Origin of the sequence: Streptomyces sp. NRRL S-340, assembly GCF_000720185.1 — a bacterium.
Lineage (GTDB): Bacteria > Actinomycetota > Actinomycetes > Streptomycetales > Streptomycetaceae > Streptomyces.
The window spans coordinates 117764-143125 of record NZ_JOIY01000033.1; the positions used below are offsets into that span (position 1 = coordinate 117764).

22 protein-coding genes and 1 pseudogene are annotated in these 25362 nt (G+C 71.7%); 4 read left to right on the forward strand and 19 right to left on the reverse strand.

All coding sequences use genetic code 11. The features are described from left to right. Window positions 1–235: 235 nt before the first annotated feature. Window positions 236–1636, reverse strand: a complete 1401-nt coding sequence (locus IG64_RS24805; protein WP_037860025.1) for a replication-associated recombination protein A — start codon at window positions 1634–1636, stop codon at window positions 236–238. 60 nt (window positions 1637–1696) lie between these two features. Beyond that, window positions 1697–2353 carry a vitamin K epoxide reductase family protein gene (locus tag IG64_RS24810; protein WP_037860027.1) on the reverse strand — a complete coding sequence of 219 codons (657 nt, stop codon included), beginning with the start codon at window positions 2351–2353 and terminating at the stop codon, window positions 1697–1699. 136 nt (window positions 2354–2489) lie between these two features. Here IG64_RS24810 and IG64_RS39270 point away from each other — a divergent pair. Next, window positions 2490–2783, forward strand: a pseudogene (locus IG64_RS39270) (ATP-binding cassette domain-containing protein); the annotation flags it as partial. Between the two features lie 115 nt (window positions 2784–2898). Here IG64_RS39270 and hisS read toward each other — a convergent pair. Together hisS and IG64_RS24820 are read right to left on the reverse strand one after the other, a co-directional pair. Then, complete coding sequence (hisS, locus tag IG64_RS24815) at window positions 2899–4161, reverse strand: histidine--tRNA ligase (protein ID WP_037860235.1); 1263 nt, start codon at window positions 4159–4161, stop codon at window positions 2899–2901. An 11-nt stretch (window positions 4162–4172) separates the two neighbouring features. Next, complete coding sequence (locus tag IG64_RS24820) at window positions 4173–4889, reverse strand: MBL fold metallo-hydrolase (protein WP_037860028.1); 717 nt, start codon at window positions 4887–4889, stop codon at window positions 4173–4175. A gap of 179 nt (window positions 4890–5068) precedes the next feature. On the opposite strand from IG64_RS24820, the gene IG64_RS24825 reads away from it, so the two are divergent. Together IG64_RS24825 and IG64_RS24830 are read left to right on the forward strand one after the other, a co-directional pair. Beyond that, a complete protein-coding gene (locus IG64_RS24825) occupies window positions 5069–5896 on the forward strand; it encodes a peptidylprolyl isomerase (RefSeq protein WP_037860029.1) in 828 nt (275 codons plus the stop codon). A 138-nt stretch (window positions 5897–6034) separates the two neighbouring features. Next, complete coding sequence (locus IG64_RS24830; protein ID WP_037860030.1) at window positions 6035–7264, forward strand: DUF349 domain-containing protein; 1230 nt, start codon at window positions 6035–6037, stop codon at window positions 7262–7264. Between the two features lie 149 nt (window positions 7265–7413). Here IG64_RS24830 and relA read toward each other — a convergent pair whose 3' ends face one another. The 15 genes from relA to pgsA form a co-directional block, all read right to left on the reverse strand. Further along, the gene (gene relA, locus IG64_RS24835) at window positions 7414–9930 is read right to left on the reverse strand and encodes a GTP pyrophosphokinase (RefSeq protein ID WP_037860032.1); all 2517 of its coding nucleotides are present in this window, start codon (window positions 9928–9930) and stop codon (window positions 7414–7416) included. Window positions 9931–10126: 196 nt separating this feature from the next. Further along, entirely contained in the window at window positions 10127–10666 is a 540-nt protein-coding gene (locus tag IG64_RS24840; protein WP_037860034.1) for an adenine phosphoribosyltransferase, read from the reverse strand. Further along, complete coding sequence (gene secF / locus IG64_RS24845; protein ID WP_037860036.1) at window positions 10663–11784, reverse strand: protein translocase subunit SecF; 1122 nt, start codon at window positions 11782–11784, stop codon at window positions 10663–10665. The genes IG64_RS24840 and secF overlap by 4 nt, the downstream gene beginning before the upstream one ends. Before the next feature lies 1 nt (window position 11785). Beyond that, window positions 11786–13606 carry a protein translocase subunit SecD gene (gene secD, locus IG64_RS24850; RefSeq protein ID WP_037860038.1) on the reverse strand — a complete coding sequence of 607 codons (1821 nt, stop codon included), beginning with the start codon at window positions 13604–13606 and terminating at the stop codon, window positions 11786–11788. A 132-nt stretch (window positions 13607–13738) separates the two neighbouring features. Further along, window positions 13739–14242, reverse strand: coding sequence for a preprotein translocase subunit YajC (yajC, locus tag IG64_RS24855; protein WP_037860039.1), 504 nt, complete (start codon window positions 14240–14242; stop codon window positions 13739–13741). A 163-nt stretch (window positions 14243–14405) separates the two neighbouring features. Beyond that, window positions 14406–15473, reverse strand: a complete 1068-nt coding sequence (ruvB, locus tag IG64_RS24860) for a Holliday junction branch migration DNA helicase RuvB (protein WP_037860041.1) — start codon at window positions 15471–15473, stop codon at window positions 14406–14408. Window positions 15474–15498: 25 nt separating this feature from the next. Further along, complete coding sequence (gene ruvA / locus IG64_RS24865) at window positions 15499–16104, reverse strand: Holliday junction branch migration protein RuvA (RefSeq protein ID WP_037860044.1); 606 nt, start codon at window positions 16102–16104, stop codon at window positions 15499–15501. Then, window positions 16101–16709, reverse strand: a complete 609-nt coding sequence (ruvC, locus tag IG64_RS24870) for a crossover junction endodeoxyribonuclease RuvC (protein ID WP_051813310.1) — start codon at window positions 16707–16709, stop codon at window positions 16101–16103. The genes ruvA and ruvC overlap by 4 nt, the downstream gene beginning before the upstream one ends. A gap of 114 nt (window positions 16710–16823) precedes the next feature. Beyond that, on the reverse strand, window positions 16824–17576 hold the full coding sequence (locus IG64_RS24875; protein ID WP_037860046.1) for a YebC/PmpR family DNA-binding transcriptional regulator: 753 nt from the start codon (window positions 17574–17576) through the stop codon (window positions 16824–16826). A 79-nt stretch (window positions 17577–17655) separates the two neighbouring features. Next, entirely contained in the window at window positions 17656–18267 is a 612-nt protein-coding gene (gene pdxT / locus IG64_RS24880) for a pyridoxal 5'-phosphate synthase glutaminase subunit PdxT (RefSeq protein ID WP_037860048.1), read from the reverse strand. Window positions 18268–18274: 7 nt separating this feature from the next. After that, window positions 18275–19123: a pyridoxal 5'-phosphate synthase lyase subunit PdxS gene (pdxS, locus tag IG64_RS24885; protein ID WP_234438606.1), complete on the reverse strand. Its 849-nt coding sequence runs from the start codon at window positions 19121–19123 to the stop codon at window positions 18275–18277. Between the two features lie 234 nt (window positions 19124–19357). Then, window positions 19358–19900 (reverse strand): membrane protein, encoded by a 543-nt coding sequence (locus IG64_RS24890; RefSeq protein ID WP_037860053.1) that lies wholly within the window; start codon window positions 19898–19900, stop codon window positions 19358–19360. Window positions 19901–20025: 125 nt separating this feature from the next. Continuing rightward, entirely contained in the window at window positions 20026–21189 is a 1164-nt protein-coding gene (locus IG64_RS24895) for a glycosyltransferase family 4 protein (protein ID WP_037860055.1), read from the reverse strand. Beyond that, window positions 21186–22109 carry a phosphatidylinositol mannoside acyltransferase gene (locus tag IG64_RS24900; protein WP_037860056.1) on the reverse strand — a complete coding sequence of 308 codons (924 nt, stop codon included), beginning with the start codon at window positions 22107–22109 and terminating at the stop codon, window positions 21186–21188. Before IG64_RS24900 ends, IG64_RS24895 begins: the two co-directional genes overlap by 4 nt. Then, the gene (gene pgsA / locus IG64_RS24905; protein WP_037860059.1) at window positions 22106–22837 is read right to left on the reverse strand and encodes a phosphatidylinositol phosphate synthase; all 732 of its coding nucleotides are present in this window, start codon (window positions 22835–22837) and stop codon (window positions 22106–22108) included. Before pgsA ends, IG64_RS24900 begins: the two co-directional genes overlap by 4 nt. 217 nt (window positions 22838–23054) lie before the next feature. On the opposite strand from pgsA, the gene IG64_RS24910 reads away from it, so the two are divergent. Beyond that, on the forward strand, window positions 23055–25253 hold the full coding sequence (locus IG64_RS24910; protein WP_037860062.1) for an elongation factor G-like protein EF-G2: 2199 nt from the start codon (window positions 23055–23057) through the stop codon (window positions 25251–25253). Window positions 25254–25362: the final 109 nt, after the last annotated feature.

Here is a 25362-nt window from a genome sequence, read left to right on the forward strand (position 1 = left end):
ACCCGCTGGTCCGCGAGGGACCGGTCGGGCAGCCGCTTCCCTGGTCTGGGCACATACGTGCAGCACGCGAGTGGCCCACCGACCGTCCCGGATCCCCGGGTGGTGGTGGGCTGCCCGCGACACCGTTCGACGGTGCGCGACGCTCCTGGAGCCGGTTCACGGGGAACCGGATCTCCGGCTGACTGTCCCGCTCTGACGGCACGGGACTCAGCGCTCCGGGCAGTCTACAGGGTGTTCAGGACCGCTTCCGACCGAGGTGTTTGCGGGTCCATTCCACCGCGTCCGCGTACCGGGCCTCGGCGCCGTGCCGGCTCGGGCTGTAGTACTCGCGGTCCTTGAGGGCGTCCGGCGCGTACTGCTGGGCGGCGATGCCCTCGGGCAGGTCGTGCGGGTAGACGTAGCCCTGGGCGTGGCCGAGCTTGGCGGCGCCCTTGTAGTGGCCGTCCCGCAGGTGGGGCGGCACGGACCCGGCCAGTCCCTTGCGCACGTCCTCCAGTGCGGCGCCGATCGCGGTCGTCGCGGAGTTGGACTTGGGGGCGAGGGCGAGCGCGATGGTGGCGTGGCTGAGGGTGAGGGCGGCCTCGGGGAAGCCGATCATGGCGACGGCCTGGGCGGCGGCGACGGCGATGGGCAGCGCGGTCGGATCGGCGAGGCCGATGTCCTCGCTGGCGGAGATCATCAGGCGGCGGGCGATGAACCGGGGGTCCTCGCCGGCCTCGATCATCCGGGCGAGGTAATGCAGCGCGGCGTCGACGTCGGAGCCGCGGATGGACTTGATCAGGGCGCTGGCCACGTCGTAGTGCTGGTCGCCGTCGCGGTCGTACGTGACCGCGGCCCGGTCGACGGTCTCCTCCAGCGTGGTCAGGGCGATCTCCGCCTCGCCCTTGTCCAGGGCGGCTCCGGCGGCGGCCTCCAGGGCGGTCAGCGCGCGGCGCGCGTCGCCGCCCGCGATGCGCAGCAGGTGTTCCTCTGTGTCCGCGGGCAGGGCGACGGCGGACTTCAGGCCGCGCTCGTCGGTGAGGGCGCGGCGCAGCAGGCCGCGCACGTCCTCGTCGGTGAGGGGTTCGAGGGTGAGCAGCAGGGAGCGGGAGAGCAGCGGGGAGATCACCGAGAAGTACGGGTTCTCGGTGGTGGCGGCGATCAGTGTCACCCAGCGGTTCTCGACCGCCGGGAGCAGGGAGTCCTGCTGGGCCTTGCTGAAGCGGTGGATCTCGTCGAGGAAGAGGACGGTCTCCTGGCCGTACCCGCCGGAGGCGCGGCGGGCGCCGTCGATGACCGCGCGGACCTCCTTGACGCCCGCCGTGATCGCCGACAGCTCCACGAAGCGCTTGTCGGTGACCTTGGAGACGACGTAGGCGAGGGTGGTCTTGCCGGTGCCGGGCGGGCCCCACAGGATCACCGACGAGGGTCCCGCCGGTCCGCCCCGTCTGCCGGCACCGGCCGTGGCCGCGGCCCCGCCCTTGTGGTCCGCGCCCTCTCCCACGAGCCGGCGCAGCGGCGAGCCGGGCTTGAGCAGGTGCTGCTGGCCCACCACCTCGTCGAGGGTGCGCGGGCGCATCCGGACCGCGAGGGGGCTGGCGGCCGGGTCCTTCTCCTGGCGTTCTTCTGCTGCGGCGGTGAACAGGTCGGGCTCCACGCTGAAACCCTATGGCACACCACTGACAACGCGGCCGGGCCCCGGGACCCGGGGGGCGGCTCAGGCCCAGAGGCTGCTGCCCCAGCGGGTCAGGATCAGCATGGCGATGACGCCGCTGTGCGTGACCGGGATGACCCAGGTGAACTCGGCGAGGAAGTTCTTCACCGGACGCGGGGCGGGCAGGAAGCCGTTGCGGATGTTGAAGGACGTCGTGTACCAGAAGGCGGTGAGCGTGGCCACCCAGGCCAGCGAGCACCACAGGCACAGCGCGTTGATCCGGTACAGGGACTCGAACTGCAGCCAGGTGACGAAGCAGACACCGAAGAGCGTGCCGAAGTTGAAGGTCAGCCAGTACCAGCGGGGGAAGCGGGCGCGGGCGAGCAGGCTCATGCCGACGCAGATGACGATGCCGTAGCAGACCAGGCCGAGCATGGGGTTGGGGAACCCGAAGACGGCGGCCTGCTTGCTCTCCATGACGCTGCCGCAGGACACGATCGGGTTGAGGCTGCAGCTCGGCGTGAAGGTCTTGCCGGACAGCTTGCCTTCGAGGATCTTCTGCTTGTCGATCGTGATGACCCAGGCGGCGAGCAGCCCGGCCGCGCCGGTGATCACCAGCAGCAGCGCGAAGGCACGGCTGCCGCCCACCGTCCGCGGTCCGGTGGCCGCGGGTTCCGGTCCGGGCTCCGTGGAGACGTCCTTGACTGTCGTCTTGCTCATCACGCCGATTCCGTCACTTGAGAGTTGGACCTTCTTCGGGCAGGGCCATTGTGCCGCACGCGCGCGTGTGCGCACCGTTCGATCAGCATAAGGAAGGGCGCGCGCAGGTCCCGGGAGGACGGTTCCGGGCGACGCTGTGCGCACCACGTCGAACGGACTCGCGGGGCCCGTACGGGGGCTCCGCGAGCGCTACGGGGACGTGGCCGCCGTCGACGGCATCGACCTGGGCGTCGAGAAGGGCGAGGTCTTCGGCCTGCACGGGCCCGGCGGGGCGGGCAGGAGCACCACCCCGGGGATCCTCCTGGGCGACCGCGCGCGGGATGCGGGAGAGGTCCCGGTGCCGGGAACGGGCCCGGCGAGCGGCACCCGCGCGTGGCGCTCAGGCGTCGGCATCGTCCGGCAGGACGAATCCGCGCCCGCCGGGTTGACGAGTGGCTCCGCCAGGGCTTGGGCGGGGTCTTCCTGCCGGACTCGGCCCGGGCGCCGGAACCGGGGCGGTCCGTGGCGGGTGTGCGCCGGGCGCCCGGCGCACACCCGCCCCGTGCTCAGCCGAGCCGGGCCTCCAGCTCGGCCACGATCTCGTTGACGCCGATCGCCGTCTGCTCGCCGGACTGCATGTCCTTGAGCTGGACGACGCCCTCGGCGAGGTCGCGCTCGCCGGCCACGAGCGTGTAGCGGGCGCCGCTGCGGTTGGCGTTCTTCATCGCGCCCTTGAGGCCCTTGTGGCCGTAGGAGAAGTCGGCCGCGATACCCACCTTGCGCAGTTCGGTGACCTTCGCGAACAGCACCCGGCGCGCCTCCTCGCCCAGCGGCACCGCGAACACGCTGGTGGCGGCGGGGAGATCGAGTTCGATGCCCTCCGCCTGGAGGGCCAGGACCGTGCGGTCCACACCGAGCGCCCAGCCGACCGAGGGCAGCGCGGGGCCGCCGATCATCTCGGACAGGCCGTCGTAGCGGCCGCCGCCGCCGACCGCGGACTGCGAACCGAGGCCGTCGTGGACGAACTCGAAGGTGGTGCGCGTGTAGTAGTCCAGGCCTCGCACCAGCTTGGGATCGTCCTCGAAGGAGACGCCCGCCGCACGGATCAGGTCGCGGACCTCCTCGTGGTACGCCTTGCAGGCGTCGCACAGGTAGTCGCGCAGCAGGGGGGCGCCGGTCAGCTGCTCCTGCACCGACTCGCGCTTGTCGTCCAGGACCCGCAGCGGGTTGATCTCGATCCGGCGGCGGGTGTCCTCGTCCAGGTCCAGGCCGCGCAGGAAGTCCTGCAGCGCGGCCCGGTAGACGGGACGGCACTCCTTGTCGCCCAGGCTGTTGAGCAGGATGCGGAAGTCGCTCAGTCCCAGCGAGCGGTACGCCTGGTCCGCGAGGATGATCAACTCGGCGTCGAGCGCGGGGTCCTCGGCGCCGATGGCCTCCGCGCCGACCTGGGAGAAGTGCCGGTAGCGGCCCTTCTGCGGGCGCTCGTAGCGGTAGTACGAGCCGGAGTACCAGAGCTTGACGGGGAGGTTGCCCGCCTTGTGGAGGCTGGCCTCCAGGGCGGCGCGCAGCACGGAGGCGGTGCCCTCGGGGCGCAGCGCGAGCCGGTCGCCACCCTTGGTCTCGAAGGCGTACATCTCCTTGGTCACGATGTCCGTGGACTCGCCGACACCGCGGGCGAACAGCTCGACGTTCTCGAAGCCGGGGGTCTCCACGTAGCCGTAGCCGGAGTTGCGCAGCGGGGCGGCGATGGCCTCGCGGACCGCCAGGTACGTCGCGGAGTCGGGCGGGATCAGGTCGTACGTGCCCTTGGGGGCCTTGAAGGTGCTCACGAAGTCTCTCGTCACATTCCTCGTCGGGGAGCCTCACCGGCGCCGTGTTCACGGCGGTCCGCGGCCAGCTGCCGCAGGTACGGGTTGGTGGCGCGCTCCTGGCCGATGGTCGTCTGGGGGCCGTGCCCGGACAGCACCACGGTCGAGTCGTCGAGCGGCAGGCACACGCGGGCCAGCGATCCGAGCATCTCGTCCATGTCACCGCCGGGCAGGTCGGTGCGTCCGATGGAGCCGGCGAAGAGCAGATCCCCGGAGAAGAGGACCGACGGGACGTCCGCGGCCTCGGGCATCTGGAAGGTCACCGACCCCTTGGTATGGCCGGGCGCGTGCGCGACGGAGAACTCCAGACCGGCCAGCCCCAGCTTCGCGCCGTCGGTCAGTTCCTCGACGTCGTCGGGCTCGCCGACGGTCAGCTCGCCCATCAGCGGCGCCCCGACGGAACGGCCGAGGGCCTTCTCGGGGTCGCTCATCATGTACCGGTCGGCCGGGTGGATCCAGGCCGGGACGCCGTGCGCGCCGCAGACCGGGACGACCGACGCCACGTGGTCGATGTGGCCGTGGGTGAGGACGACGGCGACGGGCTTGAGGCGGTGCTTCCTGAGCGCTTCCTCGACGCCCTGGGCGGCCTGGTGGCCGGGGTCGATGATCACGCACTCCTCACCGGCGGCGGGGGCGACGAGGTAGCAGTTCGTCCCCCAGGCCCCGGCGGGGAACCCGGCAATGAGCACGTTCGTCCTTCGTTTGTGTCGGTACGGGCGGGCATCGGGTGACTGCGCCTGTGGTCAGAGACTACCGGCGCTGCCGGATCCTCAGCGAACCCATATACGGTACGGGGCACACACGGGCGCCCGGTCCACCGGTCGCGCCGGTGCCGGTCGACACACGAGACGCATGAGGAGAGAACCCGGTGGTCAGCCAGGAGCAGCGGCGGCGTCAGCTCGCCCGGGAGAAGTTCTTGCGGCAGCAGCAGCGGCGCACCGCCGCGCGGCACAAGGCGCGCACGCGCAACGCGGTGATCGCGTCGGTGCTCGGCGTGGTCGTCATCGGTGGTGTGACGCTGTACACGACCGGGGCCCTCAAGAGCGACAAGAAGGACGACAAGGCCAAGGCGAGCGCGGACGTCTCCCCCAGCGCGTCGGCCCCCTCGAAGATGCCCGACCCCTGCGCGAAGCCGGCCGCGGGTTCGGTGAAGAAGCTGAGCTGGAAGAAGGAGCCGGCGATGTCGATCGACACGTCGGCGAAGTACACGATGAAGCTCGCGACCACGTGCGGCGACATCGACGTGTCGCTGAAGGCGTCCGCCGCCCCGCACACGGTGAACTCGTTCGACTACCTGGCCGGGAAGGGCTTCTTCGACCACACCAAGTGCCACCGGCTGACCACGAACGGCATCTACGTGCTGCAGTGCGGCGACCCGACCGGCACGGGCACCGGCGGCCCCGGCTACACGATCCCGGACGAGAACCTCAAGGACACGAGCCTCAAGGGCAACGTCTACCCGGCGGGCACGGTCGCGATGGCGAACACCGGGCAGAAGCACACCGGGGGCAGCCAGTTCTTCCTGGTCTACCAGAACAGCCAGCTGCCGCCCAACTACACACCGTTCGGTACGATTTCCGCATCCGGGATGACGGTGCTGAAGAAGATCGCCGCCGCCGGTGAGAACACGGGCGCCGGCGACGGGGCGCCCAACGCGACGGTCGTGATCAACCAGGCGACGGTCACGAAATCCTGACCGTCAACTGCGTAATTTCGGTCGCGCTGGATGCGGACAGGCCACCTGCCGGTCGCCTATGTTGGCCGTGACGAAACTGTGGACGATGCCCGGGGGAGCCTCGAAAGCCCCTCGCAGGCATCATGTGGAGGAGGCGCTGTGAGCAGCGACCCGTGGGGCCGCGTCGATGAGACGGGGACCGTGTACGTGCGTACGGCCGACGGCGAGCAGGTCGTCGGCTCCTGGCAGGCCGGCTCCCCCGAGGAGGCACTGGCCTACTTCGAGCGCAAGTACGAGGGACTGGTGGTCGAGATCGGCCTCCTCGAGAAGCGTGTGCGGACCACCGATCTGTCGGCGAAGGACGCGCAGGCCGCCATCGACCACCTCCGGGAGCAGGTGGACGCGCACCACGCGGTCGGTGACCTGGCCGCGCTGCGCACCCGCCTGGATCATCTGGTCGAGACCGTCGAGTCGCGGCGCGAGGAGCGCAAGGCGCAGCGCGCCCGGCAGGCGGACGAGGCCCGGCACGCCAAGGAGGCCCTGGTCACCGAGGCGGAGGAGCTGGCCGGGTCCGACCAGTGGCGGGTGGCCGGTGAGCGGCTGCGGGCGCTGGTGGACACCTGGAAGGGGCTGCCGCGCCTGGACCGCAAGTCCGACGACGAGCTGTGGCACCGCTTCTCGCACGCCCGGTCGGCGTTCTCCAAGCGGCGCAAGGCGCACTTCGCGCAGTTGGACGCGCAGCGCGAGGAGGCCCGCAAGACCAAGGAGCGGCTGGTCGCCGAGGCCGAGGCGCTGTCGGACTCGACGGACTGGGGTGCGACGGCGGCGCGTTACCGCGAGCTGATGGCCGAGTGGAAGGCCGCCGGCCGCGCGCAGCGCGAGCACGAGGACGACCTGTGGAACCGTTTCCGCGGTGCCCAGGACGTGTTCTTCGCCGCCCGCGGCTCGGTGTTCGCCGAGCGGGACGCCGAACAGGCGGAGAACCTGAAGCTGAAGGAGGAACTGGCCGAGGAGGCCGAGAAGCTCCTGCCGGTCGCGGACCTGAAGGCCGCCCGGGCCGCCTTCCGCTCGATCAACGAGCGCTGGGAGGCCATCGGCCATGTGCCGCGGGACGCCCGCCCCCGGGTCGAGGGCCGGATGCACACGGTGGAGCGGGCCCTGCAGGAGGCCGAGGAGAGCGAGTGGCGCCGGACGAACCCGGAGGCACGCGCGCGTGCCGAGGGTCTGACCGGTCAGCTCCAGGCCGCCGTGGACAAGCTGCGGGGCCAGATCGAGCAGGCGCGTGCCCAGGGCAACACCGCCAGGGCCGACAAGCTCGCCCGGGAGCTGGAGGGCCGCCAGGCGCTTCTGGACCAGGCTCTGAAGGGCCTCCAGGAGTTCGGCGGCTGACAGCTCCGGCAGGAGGCACGACCCGCCGCGGCAGGAGAGAGACCGGCCGGCCGCGGCGGGAGAGACCGGCCGAGAGGGCCCCGTACGGCGCGTACGGGGCCCTCTCGCCGTCCTGCCAGGCTTGGAGCTGCGAACAAAAGGCGCAGCTCTTACGCCCTGCTGCGGGCCGAGGTGACGCGGTACACGTCGTAGACACCCTCCACGCCGCGCACGGCGCGCAGCACGTGGCCGAGGTGCTTGGGGTCGCCCATCTCGAAGGTGAAGCGGGAGGTGGCGACCCGGTCGCGGGAGGTCTGGACGGCCGCCGAGAGGATGTTGACGTGCTGGTCGGACAGGACCCGGGTGACGTCCGAGAGCAGCCGGGAGCGGTCCAGGGCCTCGACCTGGATGGCGACCAGGAAGACCGAGGACTGGGTGGGCGCCCACTCGACGTCCAGGATGCGCTCGGGCTCCCGGGACAGTGACTCGACGTTGACGCAGTCGTTGCGGTGCACCGATACGCCGCTGCCGCGCGTGACGAACCCGATGATCGGGTCGCCCGGGACCGGCGTGCAGCAGCGGGCCAGCTTGACCCACACGTCGTCGACGCCCTTGACGACGACGCCCGGGTCGGCGCTGGAGCGGCGTTTGCGGCCGCGCCCGCGCGCGGGCGGCATGCTCTCGTCGATCTCCTCGGTGGCGGCCTCCTCGCCGCCGAGGGCCTGGACGAGCTTCTGCACGATGTTCTGCGCCGAGACGTGCCCCTCGCCGATCGCCGCGTACAGCGCGGAGATGTCCGAGTAGCGCATCTCGTGGGCGAGCGTGACGAGCGAGTCGCCGGTCAGGATGCGCTGGATCGGCAGGTTCTGCTTGCGCATGGCGCGGACGATGGCGTCCTTGCCCTGCTCGATCGCCTCGTCGCGGCGCTCCTTGGAGAACCAGGCCCGGATCTTGTTGCGGGCGCGCGGGGACTTGACGAAACCGAGCCAGTCGCGGGAGGGCCCGGCGCCCGCCGCCTTGGAGGTGAAGACCTCCACCAGGTCGCCGTTGTCCAGGGTGGACTCCAGCGGGACCAGGCGGCCGTTGACCCGGGCTCCTATGGTGCGGTGGCCGACTTCGGTGTGCACGGCGTAGGCGAAGTCCACGGGGGTGGCGCCGGCCGGGAGCGCTATGACGTCGCCCTTGGGCGTGAAGACGAAGACCTCGTTGCGGGAGAGGTCGAAGCGCAGCGACTCCAGGAACTCGCTGGGGTCCTCGGTCTCCTTCTGCCAGTCCAGGAGCTGGCGCAGCCACGCCATGTCGTTGATGGCGGCGTCCTTGCCGGCCTTGCCGGTGGACTTGGGCGCGTCCGTACGGACCTTGGAGGCACCCGCGACGGCCTCCTGCTTGTACTTCCAGTGCGCGGCGATGCCGTACTCGGCGCGGCGGTGCATGTCGAAGGTGCGGATCTGCAGCTCGACGGGCTTGCCGTTGGGGCCGATGACCGTGGTGTGCAGCGACTGGTACATGTTGAACTTGGGCATCGCGATGTAGTCCTTGAACCGGCCGGGGACCGGGTTCCATCGCGCGTGCACGGTGCCGAGGGCGGCGTAGCAGTCGCGGACCGTGTCGACCAGGACACGGATGCCGACCAGGTCGTAGATCTCCGCGAAGTCACGGCCGCGGACGATCATCTTCTGGTAGACGCTGTAGTAGTGCTTGGGGCGGCCGGTGACGGTCGCCTTGATGCGGGCGGCGCGCAGGTCCGACTGGACCTCGTCGGTGACGATCGCCAGGTACTCGTCGCGCTTGGGCGCGCGCTCGGCGACCAGGCGGACGATCTCGTCGTACATCTTGGGGTAGAGGATCGCGAAGGCGAGGTCCTCCAGTTCCCACTTGATGGTGTTCATGCCCAGGCGGTGGGCGAGCGGCGCGTAGATCTCCAGGGTCTCGCGCGCCTTCTTCTCCTGCTTCTCGCGCTTGAGGTAGCGCATGGTGCGCATGTTGTGCAGGCGGTCGGCGAGCTTGATGACCAGGACCCGGGGGTCCTTGGCCATGGCGACGACCATCTTGCGCACGGTCTCGGCCTGCGCGGCCTCACCGAACTTGACCTTGTCCAGCTTGGTGACGCCGTCGACGAGCAGGGTGACGACGTCACCGAAGTCGCGGCGCAGGTCCTCCAGGCCGTACTCGGTGTCCTCGACGGTGTCGTGCAGCAGGCCGGCCATCAGCGTGGCCGGGTCCATGCCCAGTTCGGCGAGGATGGTGGTGACGGCCAGCGGGTGCGTGATGTACGGATCGCCGCTCTTGCGCTTCTGCCCGCGGTGCCAGCGCTCGGCGACCTGGTAGGCGCGCTCGATCTGGCGCAGCGTGGCCGTCTCGATCTTCGGGTCGTTGCTGCGCACTATCCGCAGCAGCGGCTCCAGCACCGGGTTGTACGGGTTGGCGCGCTGGACGCCGAGCCGGGCGAGGCGGGCGCGGACGCGGTTGGAGGAACCGGAGCGGGCACTCTGGCCGGCGGCCGGGCGCACGGGGGCGGGCTTGGGACGCACGGACTCGGCGCTCTTCTCCACGGGCGCGGACTGGGCGCGCTCGACCGGCCCGCGCGTGTCGTTCTTCGCGTTCTTCGCGTTCGGCGCGGGCTTCGCCGCGGCTGCCGAGGCGGACTCGGGCTTGGCGGCGGTCAGTGGCTGGGCCTCGTCTGGCAAGAGGACTCCTCGTGCGCGATCCGGGTCCCCCGGTCAGGCTCCGGAGATCCCATGGTAGCGATCCCGGGCCTGCGGATCGCCTCCAGCCCGTGCGGGGGGCTGTTCACTGGAGGAACGCACGAGACGGGCACCGGATTCCTCCGGGCCCGTCTCCACCGGCCTCCCGCGGCGCCGCGGGAGGGGGCCTGCGAGGTGGTCAGACCCGCAGCAGCGCTTCCAGCGGGGCTCCGGCCAGGACGTCCTCCAGGCGGGCTCGGCCGCCGAGGAAGCCCAGTTCCATCAGGACCGCCACGCCGGCGACCTCGGCGCCCGCGCTGCGGATGAGCTGGACGGAGGCCTCGGCGGTGCCGCCGGTGGCGAGGACGTCGTCGACGACCAGGACCCGGTCGCCCGCGCTCAGGTCCTCGGCGTGCACCTCGATCTCGGCCGAGCCGTACTCCAGGTCGTAGGCCTGGCGCAGGGTCGCTCCGGGGAGCTTGCCCGCCTTGCGCACGGGGATGAAGCCGAGGCCGGCGCGGAGCGCGACCGGGGCGCCGAGGATGAAGCCGCGGGCCTCCAGGCCGACGACCTTGGTGGCGCCCTGCCGGGTGCCGATCTCCGCGAGCGCCTCGGTCAGCGCCGAGAAGGCCGCCGGGTCCGCCAGGAGCGGGGTGATGTCCTTGAACATCACCCCGGGCTCGGGGTAGTCGGCCACATCACGGATGCGGCTGAGCAGCAGTTCCCTGATGTCGGTCATCGGCGCTTCCCCGAGGGCCGGCCACGGCCGCGGCTGCGGGACGCGGACTGGTCGCGGGGACCGACCACGGCGGGCGCGGCGTCCTCGGGCTCGTCGTCGAAGTCCGTGGCGTCGTCGGAGGTGTCCGCCACCGGGGCGCCCTCGGTGCCGGCCTGCGCCCGCTTGGCCAGTACGCGCTTCTTGAGGGCCTTCATCTGCGGCTCGCGCTCCTTGAGGTCGGCGACGAGCGGCGTGGCGATGAAGATCGAGGAGTACGCACCGGCGGCCAGACCGACGAACAGCGACAGCGAGATGTCGTTGAGCATGCCCGCGCCGAGCGCGCCGCCGCCGATGAACAGCAGGCCGGCCACCGGCAGCAGCGCGACCACGGTGGTGTTGATGGACCGCATCAGCGTGCCGTTGATGGAGCGGTTGGCCAGGTCGCTGTAGGTCCAGCGGCTCTGCTTGGTGATGTCCTTCGTCTGCTCCTTGAGGCTGTCGAAGACGACGACCGTGTCGTAGAGCGAGTAACCGAGGATCGTCAGCAGACCGATCACCGTACCGGGCGTGACCTCGAAGCCGACGAGGGCGTAGATACCGGTGGTGATCGTGATGTCGTGGACCAGGGCGACCAGCGCGGCCACCGCCATGCGCCACTCGAAGGCGATGGCCAGGTAGATCACGACCAGCACCATGAAGATCGCCAGGCCCTCCCAGGCCTTGTTGGCGATCTGCTCCCCCCAGCTGGGGCCGACCAGGTCGGCGTTGATCTGCTCGGAGTTGACCTTCAGGTCCTTGGAGAGCGCGTCCTTGATCTCGTCGGACTTGCCGGTGTCGATGCCGGCGATCTGGATGCGCAGGCTGCCGTCACCGAGCTTCTGGACGATCGCGTCGTGCCCGGAGGCGTCCTCGGCGAACGTCTCGGCCTGGCTGACCGAGGCGCTCATGTGCTTCGGGGTGGTGAAGACCGCTCCGCCCTGGAACTCGATGCCCATGTTCAGGCCGCGCACCGCCAGGCCGAGGATGGCCGTGATGGTGATCAGGATGGAGATGCCGTACCAGATCTTGCGGTTCTTGACGAAGTCGTAGCCGACCTCGCCACGGTGGAGTCGGGCGCCGAGGCTGCCGATCTTCGACATCTCACGCCTCCTTCGGGTCGACGGGGCCGGTGGGACGGTTGGGGCGGCGTGTGCGGCGCAGCGGCGCCTTCGCACCCAGGGCCTTGGGGTCGAGGCCGGACCACTTGTGGCCGTTCGCGAAGAACTTCCTGCGGGCGAGGATCGTCATGAGCGGCTTGGTGAACAGGAACACGACGACCACGTCGAGCAGGGTGGTGAGCCCGAGGGTGAACGCGAAGCCCTGCACCTTGCCGACGGTGACGATGAAGAGCACCGCGGCCGCGAGGAAGGACACGAAGTCGGAGACGAGGATGGTGCGGCGGGCGCGCGGCCAGGCGCGCTCCACGGCGGGCCGCAGCGAGCGGCCCTCGCGGATCTCGTCCCGGATGCGTTCGAAGAACACGATGAACGAGTCCGCCGTGATGCCGATCGCGACGATGGCACCGCAGACGGCCGGGAGGTTCAGCGCGAAGCCGATGGCCGGGCCGAGCAGCGCCATGATCACGTAGGTGAGGATCGCGGAGACCAGCAGCGAGGGGATCGCGATGACCGACAGGCCACGGTAGAAGATCAGCAGGTAGAGGACGACCAGGGCGAGGCCGATGGCGCCCGCGATGAGGCCCGCGTGCAGCTGGTCGCCGCCGAGCGCGGCGGTGACGGTGGTGACGCTGTCCTCCTTGAAGGTCAGCGGCAGCGCGCCGTAGGACAGCATGTTGGACAGGCCCTCGGCCTCGGTCTGCGTGAAGCGGCCCGAGATCTCCGCGTTGCCGCCGGTCAGCGCCTGCTGGACGTACGGGTTGGAGACGACGTTGCCGTCCAGGACGATGGCGAACTCGTTCTGCGGCGTCTGGTTCTTGGCCAGCTGGCCGGTGATGTCCGCGAACTTCTTGGCGCCCTTGGAGGTGAACTCCATGGTGACGGTCCAGCCCGACGCGTTCTGCGTGTTGAAGACGGCCTGGGCCTTCTTGACGTCGGTGCCGTCCACGGCGGCCGGGCCGAGGAGGTACTTGGCCCACTGGCCCTGCGAGTCCTTGCCGCAGGCGACGGTCGGCTCGGTGGGCTTGACGCCCTTGCCGGCGGTGGCTCGGGCCGAGTCCTTGGAGCAGTCGAGGGCGGCGTACTGGGCCTGGAGCTTGGCGTTGGCGTCGCCGGAGGTGCCGCCGCTCGCCGAAGGGGAGGCGGAGCCCTTCGGGGTGGAGGACTTCTTCGGGTCCGCGCTGCCCGTGGCCCCGGTGGACGGGGTGGCGTCGGCCTTCAGGCCGTCGGTGACGGCGCGGCCCTGCTGGGACGCGGTCGAGGACGGGCTGGCGGAGCCGGAGGTGGCCTTGTCCTTGCCGCCGGTCTTGTCCGTGGCCTTGTCACCGGCCTTGTCACCGGCCTTGCCGGAGGCGCTGGAGGAGGGGGTCGGCGTCGGGCTGGCCGGAGGGGCCGCGCCGGAGACCTCGGTGGCGAGCACCGGACGGAAGTACAGCTTCGCGGTGGTGCCGACCTGCTCGCGGGCCTGCTTGGAGTTCGTGCCCTTGGGGATGTTGACGATGATGTTGCGATCGCCCTGGGTCTGGACCTCGGCCTCCGAGACACCGAGACCGTTGACACGGCGGTTCATGATGTCGACCGCGGTGTCCATGTTGGTCTTGTTGATCGCGGATTCCTGACCGCGCTCGGGGACCGCCCGCAGGGTGATGCTCGTACCGCCGGCCAGGTCGATGCCGAGGCGCGGGGTGGTGTGCCCCGAGGCGAACATGCCTCCGGTGAGCGCCACGATGGCGATCAGGATGAGGGCCAGCGAGCGCCATGGCTTGCTCTGGGCGCTCGCGCTCCGGCCCTTCTTAGGTGCTGCCACCTTCTCGTACTCCCTCTCGGGCCGCTCCGCGCCGGGTGGGCCCGGTCGGCGGCCATGACATGGTGTCGGGATCCCGCGCGAAGTGAACACGTCCCAGGGCGCGCGGGCGGTACCGCGCGCCCTGGGTGGTGACTACTTCGCCTCGGAGTCGCCGTCGGTCTTCTTCGGCTCTGCGTCCGTCTTCGCCTCGGTGGGGGCGTCGGCGGGCTCCTCCGCCTCGGCCGCGTCCTTCTTGCCGAGGTCGATGGGCTTGTCGTCGGAGGCGGCGGAAGCGTCGGCGGCGGGCTCGTCGGTCTCGGTGAGGGAGGAGGCGTCGTCGGGGACGATGTCGGCGTCGGACTTCAGGTCGTGTTCGATGCCGTGGACGATGCGGTTGTACTCGTCGTCGGACAGGACGGTCGCGATCGCGTTCTTGGCGAAGAGCAGCTCCACGCCCGGTCCGGCGTCGAGGAGGACCGTGTCGTCGTTGACCTCCTTGACCGTCGCGTACATGCCGCCGATGGTGCGGACTCCGCTACCGGGCTGCATCTGGTTCCGCATGGTGGCGGCCTGCTGCTGCTTGCGCTTGGCCGACCGGGTCATCAGGAACATGGCCCCGATGAGCACGATGAACGGGAGGAGGGTCACGAGACTCACGGGTCGGAACTTCCTTCACACGACCGCGATGGGGAGCGGCCTGATGGTTGGGGGTGTGCATGCTGCCTGCAAGGGCGGCATCGGCGGAGTCTAAGGGAGTCCGCGCGCAGGGAACAACGCTCAGCATGGCACCTGGGTTCCTCCCCGGGCCAATGGATCGCCGTCACGCCCCGAACAGGTCCTGTTGTCCGTTTCCCCCGCCCGGCGCGCCGGGCGGGGTGAGGCCGAGGTGCGCCCATGCCGCGGGGGTGGCCACCCGGCCGCGCGGGGTGCGGGCGAGCAGGCCCTCGCGGACGAGGAAGGGCTCGGCGACCTCCTCGACGGTCTCGCGCTCCTCCCCCACCGCGACCGCCAGCGTCGACAGGCCGACGGGGCCGCCGCCGAACAGCTTCAGCAGCGCCTGCAGGACCGCCCGGTCCAGCCGGTCCAGGCCCCGGGGGTCGACCTCGTAGACGGCGAGGGCCGCCGCGGCGATCTCACGGGTGATGACGCCGTCGGCCTTGACCTGCGCGTAGTCCCGTACGCGGCGCAGCAGGCGGTTGGCGATGCGGGGGGTGCCGCGGGAGCGGCCGGCGATCTCGGCGGCGCCCTCGGTCCCGATCTCCACGTCGAGCAGGCTCGCCGATCGGTGCACGACGCGTTCCAGCTCGGCGGGCTCGTAGAACTCCATGTGGGCGGTGAAGCCGAAGCGGTCGCGCAGCGGAGGCGGCAGCAGTCCCGCGCGGGTGGTGGCGCCGACCAGGGTGAACGGCGGCAGCTCCAGCGGGATGGCCGTGGCGCCGGGGCCCTTGCCGACGATGACGTCGACGCGGAAGTCCTCCATCGCCATGTACAGCATCTCCTCGGCGGGCCGGGACATGCGGTGGATCTCGTCGAGGAAGAGGACCTCGCCCTCCTGGAGCGAGGACAGGATGGCGGCGAGGTCGCCCGCGTGCTGGATGGCGGGGCCCGAGGTGATGCGGATGGGGGCGCCCATCTCGGCCGCGATGATCATCGACAGGGTGGTCTTGCCGAGGCCGGGGGCGCCGGAGAGCAGGACGTGGTCGGCGGTGGCGCCGCGCGCGCGGGCGGCGCGCAGCACCAGGTCGAGCTGCTCGCGGACCTTCTCCTGGCCGATGAACTCGCCGAGGTCCTTGGGGCGCAGGGCGGCCTCGACGGCCTGGTCCTCGCGGTCGGCCGCGGAGCCCACCAGCCGCTCGGCGGCGGTGTCGTCCGTGTCGTCCCAGTTCATGTGGTGTGCCTTACGACGGTCGGGGTCAGCGGGCTCGGTTCAGGGTCTGCAGGGCGGCCTTGAGCAGGGCGCCCACCTGGGGGGTGCCGCCTGCGGCCTCGGCCTGCGGGGCCACGGCGGTGACGGCCTCGTCGGCCTCCCGGGTGGCGTAGCCGAGGCCGATCAGCGCGGCGTGCAGCTGGTCGCGCCAGCCCTGGGTGACGGGTGCGCCGACCGCGGGGGCGCCGACGGGTGCGCCGAGGCGGTCCTTCAGTTCGAGGAGCAGCTTCTGGGCGCCCTTCTTGCCGATGCCGGGGACGGCGGTGAGGGCCTTCTCGTCGCCGGTGGCGACGGCGCGGCGCAGGGCGTCGGGCGTGTGCACGGCGAGCATGGCCTGGGCGAGGCGGGGGCCGACGCCGCTGGCGGTCTGGAGCAGTTCGAAGACCTGGCGCTCGTCGTCGTCCGCGAAGCCGTACAGGGTCAGTGAGTCCTCGCGCACCACGAGGGAGGTGTGCAGCCTGGCGGGCTGTCCGGTGCGCAGCGCGGACAGGGTGTTCGGGGTGCACTGGACGGCCATCCCGACGCCGCCGACCTCGATCACCGCGGCGTCGGGGGCGAGGGCGGCGACCGTGCCGCTGACGAAGGCGATCATGCCGTGCTGCCTTTCGGATGCGGGGCTGTCCTCCGGGACGGGGGTGCCGCCGGGGACCGGGTGGCCGGGGACGCGGCCGACCCCGGTGCCGCGGCGGTGTGCAGGGCGACGGCCCGCTGGAGCCGGTTCTGCGCGGGGGCGCGCCAGATGTGGCAGATGGCGAGTGCGAGCGCGTCCGCGGCGTCGGCGGGCCTGGGGGGCGCGGCGAGCCGCAGCAGGCGGGTGACCATGGCACCCACCTGGGCCTTGTCGGCCCGTCCGCTGCCGGTGACGGCGGCCTTGACCTCGCTGGGGGTGTGCAGGGCGACCGGGATGCCGCGGCGCGAGGCGCACAGGATGGCGACGGCACTGGCCTGGGCGGTGCCCATGACCGTACGCACGTTGTGCTGGCTGAAGACGCGCTCCACCGCCACGTACTCGGGGCGGTGCTCGTCGAGCCACTGCTCGATGCCCTGTTCGACGGCGACCAGGCGGTGGCCGAGGTCGGCGTCCGCGGGTGTGCGGACGACCCCGACACCGACCATGGTCAGCGGCCGGCCCGCGACGCCCTCCACGACACCGACCCCGCAGCGGGTCAGCCCCGGGTCCACCCCCAGTACGCGCACGCGATCTTTCCCTTCGATCTCCTGTCCGCGCAGGCTATCGGGTGCCACTGACAACGGCGGCGGGCCGGGGGACGTGTCCCTCCGGCCCGCCGGGACCGCCGTGCGTGCGGGGTGTCAGGCGTCGACCTTCTCCATGACCTCGTCGCTGACGTCGAAGTTGGCGAAGACGTTCTGCACGTCGTCGCTGTCCTCGAGCGCGTCGATCAGCTTGAAGATCTTCTTGGCGCCCTCCTCGTCCAGCTCGACCTGCATGGTCGGGACGAAGTTGGCGTCGGCGGAGTCGTAGTCGATGCCTGCGTCCTGGAGGGCGGTGCGGACCGCGACCAGGTCGGTGGCCTCGCTGAGGACCTCGAAGGTCTCGCCGAGGTCGTTGACCTCCTCGGCGCCCGCGTCCAGGACGGCCGCGAGGACGTCGTCCTCGGTCAGCTCGCCCTTGGGGACGATCACGACGCCCTTGCGGTTGAACAGGTACGACACCGAGCCCGGGTCGGCCATGGAGCCGCCGTTGCGGGTCATGGCGACGCGGACGTCGGAGGCGGCGCGGTTGCGGTTGTCGGTGAGGCACTCGATGAGCACCGCGACACCGTTCGGCCCGTAGCCCTCGTACATGATCGTCTCGTAGTCGGCGCCGCCGGCCTCGAGACCGCCACCGCGCTTGATCGCGGAGTCGATGTTCTTGTTCGGGACCGACTGCTTCTTGGCCTTCTGCACGGCGTCGTAGAGCGTCGGGTTGCCGTCCAGGTCGACTCCGCCCATGCGCGCGGCGACCTCGATGTTCTTGATCAGCTTCGCGAAGAGCTTGCCGCGCTTGGCATCGATGACGGCCTTCTTGTGCTTCGTCGTGGCCCATTTAGAGTGGCCGGACATCTGCCTGTCTCCTTCGCGTAAACCCATCCTGTACGAACGCCCCCGGGCCTGAAGCAGCCGGGAGGTACCCCCGGAGATCCTACAAGGACTCCGCCGCCCGCATCGCGCGCACCATGTCGACGAACAGGGCGTGCACGCGGTGGTCGCCCGTCAGCTCCGGGTGGAACGACGTGGCCAGCGCGTTGCCCTGGCGGACCGCCACGATGTGGCCGCCATGCTCGGCGAGCACCTCGGCCCCGGCGCCGACGGACTCGACCCAGGGGGCACGGATGAAGACGCCCTCCACAGGATCGCCCTCCACGCCCCGGACGTCCACGGCGGCCTCGAAGGATTCGTTCTGCCGTCCGAATGCGTTGCGGCGCACGATCATGTCGATGCCGCCGACGGTCTCCTGGCCCGAGCGCGGGTCGAGGATCTTGTCGGCCAGCATGATCATGCCCGCGCAGGTCCCGTAGACCGGCATGCCGGCGCGCACACGCGCGCGCAGGGGCTCCATCACGCCGAAGAGGACGGCCAGCTTGGAGATGGTGGTGGACTCGCCGCCGGGCAGGACCAGGCCGTCGACCTCGGCGAGTTCTTCGGGGCGCCTGACCGGCCTGGCCACGGCGTCGGCCGCGGCCAGGGCGATGAGGTGCTCCCGCACGTCGCCCTGGAGGGCCAGGACGCCGATGACAGGGGCTGCGCTGCTCACGGGGTGGTCACCAGCCGCGGTTGGCGTAGCGCTCGGCCTCGGGGAGGGTGTCGCAGTTGATGCCGACCATGGCCTCGCCCAGGTTGCGGGACGCGTCCGCGATGATCTTCGGGTCGTCGTAGAAGGTGGTGGCCTTCACGATGGCGGCGGCACGCTTGGCCGGGTCGCCGGACTTGAAGATGCCGGAGCCGACGAAGACGCCCTCGGCGCCGAGCTGGCGCATGAGCGCGGCGTCGGCCGGGGTGGCCACACCGCCGGCGGAGAACAGCACGACCGGGAGCTTGCCCAGCTCGGCGACCTCCTTGACCAGCTCGTAGGGGGCGCGCAGCTCCTTGGCGGCGGCGTACAGCTCGTTGTTGTCGCAGCCGCGCAGCTTGGCGATCTCGCCCTTGATCTGACGCAGGTGGCGCACCGCCTCGACGACGTTGCCCGTGCCGGCCTCGCCCTTGGAGCGGATCATCGCGGCACCCTCGGCGATGCGGCGCAGGGCTTCGCCCAGGTTGGTGGCACCGCAGACGAAGGGAGTGGTGAAGGCCCACTTGTCGGAGTGGTTGACCTCGTCGGCCGGGGTCAGGACCTCGGACTCGTCGATGTAGTCCACGCCGAGCGACTGCAGGACCTGCGCCTCGACGAAGTGGCCGATGCGGGACTTGGCCATGACCGGGATGGAGACGGCCTCGATGATGCCCTCGATCATGTCCGGGTCGGACATGCGGGCCACGCCGCCGTCCTTGCGGATGTCGGCCGGGACCCGCTCCAGGGCCATGACGGCGACGGCGCCCGCGTCCTCGGCGACCTTCGCCTGCTCCGGCGTGACGACGTCCATGATCACGCCGCCCTTGAGCTGCTCGGCCATGCCGCGCTTGACGCGGGCGGTGCCGGTCTCGGGAGTCTGGGCGGAATCGGGAATCGTGGTGGACACGGGTGACCTCACTCGGGTGGAAAGAGGGGGTTGATGCACCCCAGAGGTAACGCGAGTGGACCAGTCCACGGCAAGGGCCAATGGTGAGCGGGTGGATCCTTTTCACCGCTCCCCTTCGGCGGCGGGCCGGGCGGGCGGACCGGGCGGGCGCGCCGGGCGGCCGGTCCGCTAGGCGACGCGTTCCACCAGTGCCTGCGGCGGTTCGTCGTCCATCTCGAAGGCCAGCGGGAACGGGGCGTGCCCGGCGAGGCGGAACCAGCGCACCTTGCGGTGCTCGCGCAGTCTGCGGGCCGCGCCCACGGCGTCGTTGTGGAAGCGGCGGGCCATCGGGACCCGGCGCACCGCCTCGGCCAGCTCGCGCGCCGCCGCCTCGCCGCCGGGCACCGCCCGGACCGCCTCCACCTGCTGCGTCTCGGCGAACACCGCCCGCAGCGCCTGGCTCAGCTCGCTCTCGGCGACCTCTCGGTGCTCCTCCTCGGACTGCCGGGCGGCGTGCGCGGCCTCGTAGAGCACGATCGAGGCGGCCGGGTCGAGCACTCCGGAGGTGGCCAGTTCCTGGGCGACGGAGGCGCGGCGCAGCAACTGGGCGTCGAGCGCGGCCCGGGCGGCGTCGATCCGGGCGTGCAGCCGGTCCAGCCGCCCCGCCGTCCAGCTCAGGTACAGCCCGACGACGACGAGCGCGACAAGGATCCAGATGAGCGTTGCGGTCACGGGCGGCAAGGCTACCGGGAGGGCCGGGAGCCGACGCCCGCAGCCGGCACGCCGCCGCTGCCCCTGCGCTCCCCCGCGCCCGGTGGCCCCCGGCCGGGCCGGCTCCCGCCCCGGCCGGGGCCCGGTCAGTCCCGGGCCAGTCCCAGGCGGGCGCGCAGGCCCGTGGCGCGGTCGTCGGCGGCCACCGCCGCGGCACCGGCGGTGACCGTCTCGTAGACGGAGAGGATGTCCGCACCGACCGTGGACCAGTCGAAGCGGCGCACGTGGGCCCTGCCGCGCTCACGGAGTCCGGACCGGCGGGCCGGATCCGCCAGCAGGCGCACGGCCGCCTCGGCCAGGGCGTCCGCGTCCTCGTTGGCGAACAGCTCGCCGGCCTTGCCCTGGTCGAGGACCTGCGCGAAGGCGTCGAGGTCGGAGGCGAGCACCGGGGCACCGGCGGACATCGCCTCCACGAGGATGATGCCGAAGCTCTCCCCGCCGGTGTTGGGTGCCACGTAGAGGTCGACGCTGCGCAGGAACCGCGCCTTGTCCTCGTCGCTGATCACGCCGAGGAACTGCACGCGCGCGTGCAGCTCGCGCGGCAGGCTCGCCACGGCCTCCTCCTCGTCACCCCGGCCGGCCACCAGCAGCCGGGCCCCCGGGCGGGCGGCGAAAATCTTCGGCAGGGCGCGCATCAGCACGGGCAGGCCCTTGCGGGGCTCGTCGATGCGGCCCATGAAGCCGACCGTCTCCCCCTGCCACTCGGGCCGGGGTTCGGCGCGTGCGAAGAAGTCGACGTCGACGCCGTTGGGGATGACGACGGCGTCCCCGCCCAGGTGTTCGACGAGGGTGCGCCGCGCGTACTCGCTCACCGCGATCCGGGCGCTGATCTTCTCCAGGGCGGCCTGGAGGATGGCGTACGCGGCGACCATCGCCCTGGAGCGCGGGTTGGAGGTGTGGAACGTCGCCACGATCGGTCCCTGCGCCGCCCAGCAGGTCAGCAGGCCCAGGGACGGCGAGGTCGGTTCGTGGATGTGGATCACGTCGAAACGGCCCTCGTGCAGCCAGCGCCGTACCCGGGCCGCCGAGAGGAAGCCGAAGTTCAGCCGGGCCACCGACCCGTTGTACGGCACCGGGACCGCGCGGCCTGCCGAGACGACGTAGGGCGGCAGCGGGGTGTCGTCGTCGGCGGGGGCGAGGACGGACACCTCGTGGCCCAGGCGGACGAAGTACTCGGCGAGGTCGCGGATGTGGAACTGCACGCCCCCGGGGACGTCCCAGGAGTACGGGCAGACGATGCCGATCCTCACGCCGCCTCCCCGCGCGTCTGGGCACGGCGGGGCTCCAGGTCAGCGAGCCACAGGCGCTGCAGCATGTGCCAGTCCTCCGGATGCTCGGCGATCCCCGAGGCGAAGGCATCGGCCAGCGCCTGTGTCATGACGGACGTCTTCTCGGGCCGGGTGCCTGTCCCGGGTACCTCGATCGGGGGATGGACGCGGCCCTTCATGACGGGTGAGTCGTCGTACCAGAGGGTGACGGGCAGCAGCAGGGCCCCGGTCTGCTGGGCGAGCAGGGCGGGTCCCGCGGGCATGCGGGCCGTCTCGCCGAAGAACTCGACCTCGACGCCGGAGGAGGACAGGTCGCGGTCGGCGACGAGGCAGACCAGGCCGCCCTCGCGCAGCCGCCGGGCGAGCGTGCCGAAGGCGGAGCCGCCGCTGTGCGGCAGGACCTCCATGCCGAGGCCCTCGCGGTAGGCGACGAAGCGGTCGTAGAGCGTCTCGGGCTTGAGGCGCTCGGCGACGGTGGTGAAGGGCGTGTTCAGCTCGGTGGTGACCCAGGCGCCCGCCAGGTCCCAGTTGGCCAGGTGCGGCAGCGCGAGGACGACACCCCGTCCGGAGGCGAGGCCGTCGGTCAGGTGGTGCACGTCCTTGGGGGCGAAGCCGCCGCGCACCCGCTGCGGGCTCCAGGCGGGCAGCCGGAAGGACTCCATCCAGTAGCGCAGGTAGGAGCGCATGCCCGCACGGGACAGCTCCGCGAGCCGCTCGGGGGACGCGTCGGGCACCACGCGCGCGTAGTTGGCCTCCAGCCGCAGGACGCCCTTGCCGCGCCGCCTCCAGGCGAGGTCGGCGATGCCGCGGCCGAGCCGGACGGCGGCGGGTTCGGGGAGCTTCTTGACGGTGCTCCAGCCCAGGCCGTACAGGGAATCGGTGAGCCGCTCGCGGGCGCTCATGCCGACGCCCCGCTCCCCTGGTTCTCCTGCCGGGCGGCCTCGGCGTCCGCCTCCGCCGACTCGCGGCGCACGGTGACGACGCGCTGCACCAGGGTGACCAGGCTGCCTGCCGCGACGATCCACAGCGCGACCGGCAGCAGGTACTGGATGCCGGGCACGCCGAACTTGTGCAGGCCCGCGAAACCGGCCGCGACCAGGGAGATCACCAGCCGCTCGGCGCGCTCGACCAGGCCGTTGACGGCGACCGGCAGCCCGATCGACTCGCCGCGCGCCTTGGTGTACGACACCACCTGGCCGCTGGCCAGGCAGAAGATCGACACCGCGCACAGCGTGTTGTCGTCGCCCTGCCCGGCGTACCAGAGGGCGAAGCCGCCGAAGATGGCGCCGTCGGCCACCCGGTCCAGGGTGGAGTCCAGGAAGGCGCCCCAGCGGCTGGAGCGGCCGAGCTGGCGGGCCATGTTGCCGTCGACGAGGTCGGAGAAGACGAAGAGCGTGATCACGACCGTGCCCCAGAAGAACTCGCCCCGGGGGTAGAAGACCAGCGCGCCCGCGATCACCCCGGCGGTGCCCAGGAGCGTGACCGTGTCGGGGCTCACGCCCCGGCGGATGAGAAACGCGGCGAACGGTGTGAGGACACGCGTGAAGAATGCACGCGCGTACTTGTTCAGCATGGCCTTCCCGAGGGTCGCTGTCGCCGGGCGGCCCCTGCTGGCCACCGGCTGGCCCATCGTAGCCACGCGCGCGCGTGGGCGGCGTCCGGGCACCCGAGGGCCCCCGCCGGGCGGCTGCCGGGCACTCGCGGGAGGCGGGATCGGGTCCTTCGTATGGACGCGGCATGACGGGAGTGCAAAGCTCGAATGACCGCGGGCGTCGCAGGAGCCGCCGGTGACGCGGTGCCGCGTGTCCGCGCCCACAGTGACCTCACCGTGCACGGGAGGCAGGACCATGGGCGACAAGGCGCACACACATCCCGGAGCCGCCGGCAGGGCGATGGCGGCCGACCGGCCCGCGTCCCTACGGAACGTGGTGCTGGTCGGCCACTCCGGAGCGGGCAAGACGACCCTGGTGGAAGCTCTCGCGCTGACCGCGGGAGCGGTGAACCGGGCCGGCCGCGTCGAGGACGGCGGCTGTGTCTCGGACTACGACGACATCGAGCACCGGCAGCAGCGTTCGGTGCAGCTCTCCCTGGTGCCCGTCGAATGGGACGGCATCAAGATCAACCTGCTGGACACACCCGGCTACGCGGACTTCGTCGGGGAGCTGCGGGCCGGCCTGCGGGCCGCGGACGCGGCGCTCTTCGTCGTCTCGGCCTCCGACGGCGTGGACGGCTCGACCCGCATGGTGTGGGAGGAGTGCGCGGCCGTGGGCATGCCGCGGGCCATCGTGATCACCCACCTGGATGCCGCCCGCGCGGACTTCGAGGAGATGACCCGGGTGTGCGCCGAGGCGTTCGGCGCGGACGACCCCGACGCGGTGCTGCCCCTGTACCTGCCGCTGCACGGCCCCGAGGGCCCCGACGGACACGCGCCGGTCACCGGCCTGGTCGGGCTGCTGACGCAGAAGCTGTTCGACTACTCGACCGGGGAGCGCAAGGAGTCCGAGCCGGGCGAGGACGAGCTGCCGCGGATGGACGAGGCGCGCGGCCGGCTCATCGAGGGGATCATCTCCGAGAGCGAGGACGAGACCCTCATGGACCGCTACCTCGGCGGGGAACGGGTCGACGTGGAGACCCTGATCAAGGATCTCGAACGGGCCGTCGCGCGCGGGGTCTTCTTCCCCGTCCTGGCCGCCGCGCCCGCCGCCGAGGGCGCCCGGCAGGGCATCGGCACGGTGGAACTGCTGGAGCTGATCGTCCGCGGCTTCCCGACTCCCCTGGAGCGCGAGGCGCCCGCGGTGACCACGGTCGACGGCCGCCCGCGCGAGCCGCTTCCGTGCGCCCCGGACGGCCCGCTGGTCGCGGAGGTCGTGAAGACCTCCTCCGACCCGTACGTCGGCCGGGTCTCCCTGGTGCGCGTCTTCTCCGGCACCCTGCGCCCCGACGAGACGGTGCACGTCTCCGGGCACGGGCTGACCGACCGCGGCCACGAGGACCACGACGTGGACGAGCGGATCGGCGCCCTGGCGACGCCGTTCGGCAAGCAGCAGCGACCGGTGACGCACGCGGTCGCCGGCGATCTGGTCTCCGTGGCCAAGCTGACCCGGGCCGAGACCGGCGACACGCTCTCCGCCAAGGACGACCCGCTGCTGATGGCCCCCTGGGAGATGCCCGACCCGCTGCTGCCGCTCGCCATCCAGGCGCACAGCAAGGCGGACGAGGACAAGCTCTCCCAGGGCCTGGCCCGGCTGGTCGCCGAGGACCCGACGATGCGCCTGGAACAGAACCAGGACACCCACCAGGTGGTGCTGTGGTGCCTGGGCGAGGCCCACGCGGACGTCGCCCTGGAGCGGCTGCGCAGCCGCTACGGCGTCCAGGTCGACGTCGTCCCGCACCGCGTCTCCCTGCGGGAGACCTTCGCGACCCGGGCCGCCGGCCGGGGCCGGCACGTCAAGCAGTCCGGCGGGCACGGACAGTACGCGATCTGCGAGATCGAGGTGGAGCCGCTGCCGGGCGGCTCGGGCATCGAGTTCGTGGACAAGGTCGTCGGCGGGGCCGTCCCGCGCCAGTTCATCCCGTCCGTGGAGAAGGGCGTACGGGCGCAGGCGGCCAAGGGGGTGGCGGCCGGCCACCCGCTGATCGACGTCCGGGTCACGCTGCTGGACGGCAAGGCGCACTCGGTGGACTCCTCCGACGCCGCGTTCCAGACGGCGGGCGCGCTGGCGCTGCGGGAGGCGGCGGCCGACGCGAAGATCCATCTGCTCGAACCGGTCGCCGAGGTGAGCGTCCTGGTCGGCGACGACTACGTGGGCGCCGTGATGAGCGACCTGTCGGGGCGGCGCGGCCGGGTGCTGGGCACCGAGCAGGTCACCGGCGGGCGCACGCTGGTGCGGGCCGAGGTGCCCGAGATCGAGATCGGCCGGTACGCGATCGACCTGCGGTCCCTGTCGCACGGCACCGCCCGCTTCGACCGCCGCTACGCGCGGCACGAACCGATGCCGCCGCAGGTCGCCGACCGGCTGCGCCAACAGGAGCGCGAGGCCTCTTAGTCGATGCGCCGGGCGCACAACGGAGCGGCGCCGTGAGGGCGTACGGGACGTTTCGCTGCGAACAGGTGGGCGGCTTCGGCCGTCCACCTCCGCGTGCCGGCGGGTGCCG

Coding starts and splice junctions, on each gene's coding strand:
- IG64_RS24810 (WP_037860027.1), bottom strand. CDS start 2,353: ATGAGCAAGACGACAGTCAAGGACGTCTCCACGGAGCCCGGACCGGAA.
- IG64_RS24840 (WP_037860034.1), bottom strand. CDS start 10,666: ATGACCGACATCAGGGAACTGCTGCTCAGCCGCATCCGTGATGTGGCC.
- secF (WP_037860036.1), bottom strand. CDS start 11,784: ATGTCGAAGATCGGCAGCCTCGGCGCCCGACTCCACCGTGGCGAGGTC.
- ruvB (WP_037860041.1), bottom strand. CDS start 15,473: ATGAACTGGGACGACACGGACGACACCGCCGCCGAGCGGCTGGTGGGC.
- ruvA (WP_037860044.1), bottom strand. CDS start 16,104: ATGATCGCCTTCGTCAGCGGCACGGTCGCCGCCCTCGCCCCCGACGCC.
- IG64_RS24875 (WP_037860046.1), bottom strand. CDS start 17,576: ATGTCCGGCCACTCTAAATGGGCCACGACGAAGCACAAGAAGGCCGTC.
- pdxS (WP_234438606.1), bottom strand. CDS start 19,123: ATGGCCGAGCAGCTCAAGGGCGGCGTGATCATGGACGTCGTCACGCCG.
- IG64_RS24900 (WP_037860056.1), bottom strand. CDS start 22,109: ATGAGCGCCCGCGAGCGGCTCACCGATTCCCTGTACGGCCTGGGCTGG.
- pgsA (WP_037860059.1), bottom strand. CDS start 22,837: ATGGGCCAGCCGGTGGCCAGCAGGGGCCGCCCGGCGACAGCGACCCTC.
- IG64_RS24910 (WP_037860062.1), top strand. CDS start 23,055: ATGGGCGACAAGGCGCACACACATCCCGGAGCCGCCGGCAGGGCGATG.